The sequence below is a fragment of the Sandarakinorhabdus sp. genome (genome assembly GCF_031422795.1).
Classification (GTDB): Bacteria; Pseudomonadota; Alphaproteobacteria; order Sphingomonadales; family Sphingomonadaceae; genus Sandarakinorhabdus.
Genome location: NZ_JANPML010000162.1, coordinates 1 through 2,723 on the forward strand (window position 1 = coordinate 1; position 2,723 = coordinate 2,723).

At 65.0% G+C, this 2,723-nt stretch carries 3 protein-coding genes; all 3 read right to left on the reverse strand.

Annotated elements, in window-relative coordinates:
- Nucleotides 1–1,233 (reverse strand): oligosaccharide flippase family protein (locus RMO81_RS05965; RefSeq protein WP_310474862.1); only part of this gene is annotated, 1,233 nt, incomplete at its 3' end.
- Nucleotides 1,223–1,717: a flavin reductase family protein gene (locus RMO81_RS05970; protein WP_310474863.1), complete on the reverse strand. Its 495-nt coding sequence runs from the start codon at nt 1,715–1,717 to the stop codon at nt 1,223–1,225. The genes RMO81_RS05970 and RMO81_RS05965, both read right to left, overlap by 11 nt.
- Nucleotides 1,718–1,831: 114 nt before the next feature.
- Nucleotides 1,832–2,710 (reverse strand): UTP--glucose-1-phosphate uridylyltransferase, encoded by an 879-nt coding sequence (locus tag RMO81_RS05975; protein WP_310474864.1) that lies wholly within the window; start codon nt 2,708–2,710, stop codon nt 1,832–1,834.
- Nucleotides 2,711–2,723 lie beyond the last annotated feature (13 nt).

A 2,723-nucleotide genomic window follows, 5' to 3' on the forward strand; every position in this document is an offset into this window, starting at 1 on the left:
CGCCGCGCCAACGCCGCCACCAAATGGCCCCGGCATCGGCACCAGTATCAGCGTCAGCACCGCCTGCACCGCCAGCCCGACCAGCGACCACACCAGGTTGCGCCCACGCGCCACATAGATCAGCGCGCCTTCGGCAACGGCCGCCTGCGCGGCAAACAGCTCAACAGTGAGCAGCGCGGCCAGCACCACCATCCCGCTGGCAAAGGCCGGCCCGAACAGGCCCATCGCCGCCTGGCCAACCAGGCCAAAGGCCAGCACCACCCCCAGTTGCACTGCTGCCACCCAGAAACTGATCTGCCGAACATGGCCGGCCACCTTGGCCAGATTGCCGGCCGCCAGGTTGCGGGTGATCACCGGGCCAAGGATGGGATCGAAACTGGATTTCAGCCGCTGCGGCAACGAAGCAATCTGCTGCGCGACAAAATAAATGCCGACGATTTCCGCCGAGGCAAAGCGGCCGAGGATGAAGATATCGAGCCGGCGCGCGCCCCATTCGGCAATATCAGCGCCGGCCAGCGGCACATTGGTTTTCACCAGCCGCCACACCCGGCTGATGTCCAGCCGCCACCCCACCGGCCAGCCAAAGCGGCGCAGCGCCGGCGACAGGGCCGCAAAAAATGCCGCCACCATCGACAATAGATAGGCGATCAACATGCCGTCGCTTTTCCAGGCGGTGAAGGCCAATGCCAGCGCCGCGATCGACAACACCCAGGGTTCGATGATCGAACGGGCCCGCACCTGAGCGCCAATATCATGGTGGAAGGCAAGGCCGGCCAGCGCCACATCCGCCAGGGCAATGAACGGGATGATCAGCGCAAACCAGCGGTCGAGCGGCGCCAGTTCCGTCGCCGGGAACAACAGTTCCGGCACAGCCACCAGCAGCGCCGTGCCCACCAGCGAGGCAATCAGCGTGGCCAGCAAGGCATCGATCAGGGCGGCGGCTTGCTCGTTCGGCCGCCGCGCCAGATCTTCAGCAAGGCCGCGCTTCAGGCCCAGCGTGGCCAGCATCGCCACCAGTTCCACCACCATGGTGGCATAGGCAAAGCGGCCCAGCGCTTCGGCACCATAAAGCCGGCCCGCGATGAACAGGAACGGGAAGCGCGCCGCCAGCCGCAGCACATAGCCAAAGAAACTGGTGCGCCCGCCCTTGGCCAAAGCGGCGGTTTCCGCCGCATCCCTTTGCGTTGCAGCGTCCGCCGCAGGGCGGCCAGAGGCTGACGGTTCAGCCAACATGCACCCGGCGATAGCGGCCGTGCAGATAAAGCAGCGGCTCGCGACCCTGATCCAGCGCCAGCTGGGTCACCCGGCCAACGATGATGCGGTGGTCGCCGCCGTCATGATCGGCGTACAGCGTGCAGGCAAAGGCAGCCTTGGCGCTGGCCAGCACCGGCACCCCGTCCCAATCCTGCCACTCATGCTCACCAAAACGGTCGATGCCCTTTTTCGTGAAGCGATCGGAAACGGTCTGGCCGTCGAAATCAAGAATATTGATGGCAAAACGCCCCGATTCGCGCAGCACTGGCAGCGCCGACGCGCCGTTGGCCGGGCAGAACAGCAACAGCGGCGGATCAATGCTGAGCGAGGTGAAGCTGTTGGCCGTCAGCCCGACCCGCTCACCCGAAGGCGATTGGCTGGTGATCACGGTCACACCAGTGGCAAAACAGCCAAAGGCATCGCGCAGCAGGCGGGGTTCGAACGGGGCTTGTGCAATGGTCATCCGCCGTCCCCTATCGCGAATCCGCCGCCCGTCAATGTTGCGGATACCACAGCCGGCTCCATCGTGTCGTCTCGGTCACAGCCGGATGTGGTCAGGCTGGTCGGCAGGCTTCGTTCAGATCGTCTGCGTGCGCAGCCATTCCCGCACGGCCGGGCCGACATCGTCGCGCTCCAGCGCCAGGGCGATATTGGCCATCACATGCCCAGCCTTGTCGCCGCAATCAAAGCGGGTGCCGGTGAAGGTGAAGGCATGGAACGGCTGCACACCGATCATTTCGGCCATCGCATCCGTCAACTGGATCTCATTGCCGGCGCCGCGCTTGCCCAGCGCCAGCACGTCCATCACTTCGGGCTGCAGGATATAGCGGCCAATGGCGGCCAGCCTTGATGGGGCGGTGCCCTGCTTTGGCTTTTCCACCAGCCCCTTCACCTCGGTGACCAGGCCATCGACCGTGCCCGGCGAGACAATGCCATAGCGGTGGGTGTGTTCGGCCGGCACTTCCAGCACCGAAATGATGTTGCCACCCAGACGCTGATAGGCCTCGTGCATTTCCTTCAGCGCCGGATTGGCCGGGTTCCAAAGCAATTCATCGGGCAGCAGCACGGCAAAGGCCTCGCGCCCCACCACATGGCGGGCGCACCACACGGCGTGGCCCAGCCCCGCTGGCTCCTGCTGGCGCACATAGACCAGGCGGCCCGGTTCGATCTGGGTGGCTTCCAGAACGGCGAGTTCGGCCGTCTTGCCCTTGGCCTTCAGGCTGTCGACCAGTTCCCGCGCGATGTCGAAATAATCCTCCAGCGCAGCCTTGCCGCGGGCGGTGACGAACACCAGCCGCTCGATACCGGCCGCCAGCGCCTCGTCCACCGCATATTGCAGCAGCGGTTTATCGACGACGGGGAGCATTTCCTTGGGCACGGCCTTGGTGGCCGGCAGGAAACGGGTGCCCTGCCCACCCACGGGGAACACGGCAGTCTTGACGGGTTTGAACGACATAATGACCTCTATT

Coding starts and splice junctions, on each gene's coding strand:
- RMO81_RS05970 (WP_310474863.1), bottom strand. CDS start 1,717: ATGACCATTGCACAAGCCCCGTTCGAACCCCGCCTGCTGCGCGATGCC.
- RMO81_RS05975 (WP_310474864.1), bottom strand. CDS start 2,710: ATGTCGTTCAAACCCGTCAAGACTGCCGTGTTCCCCGTGGGTGGGCAG.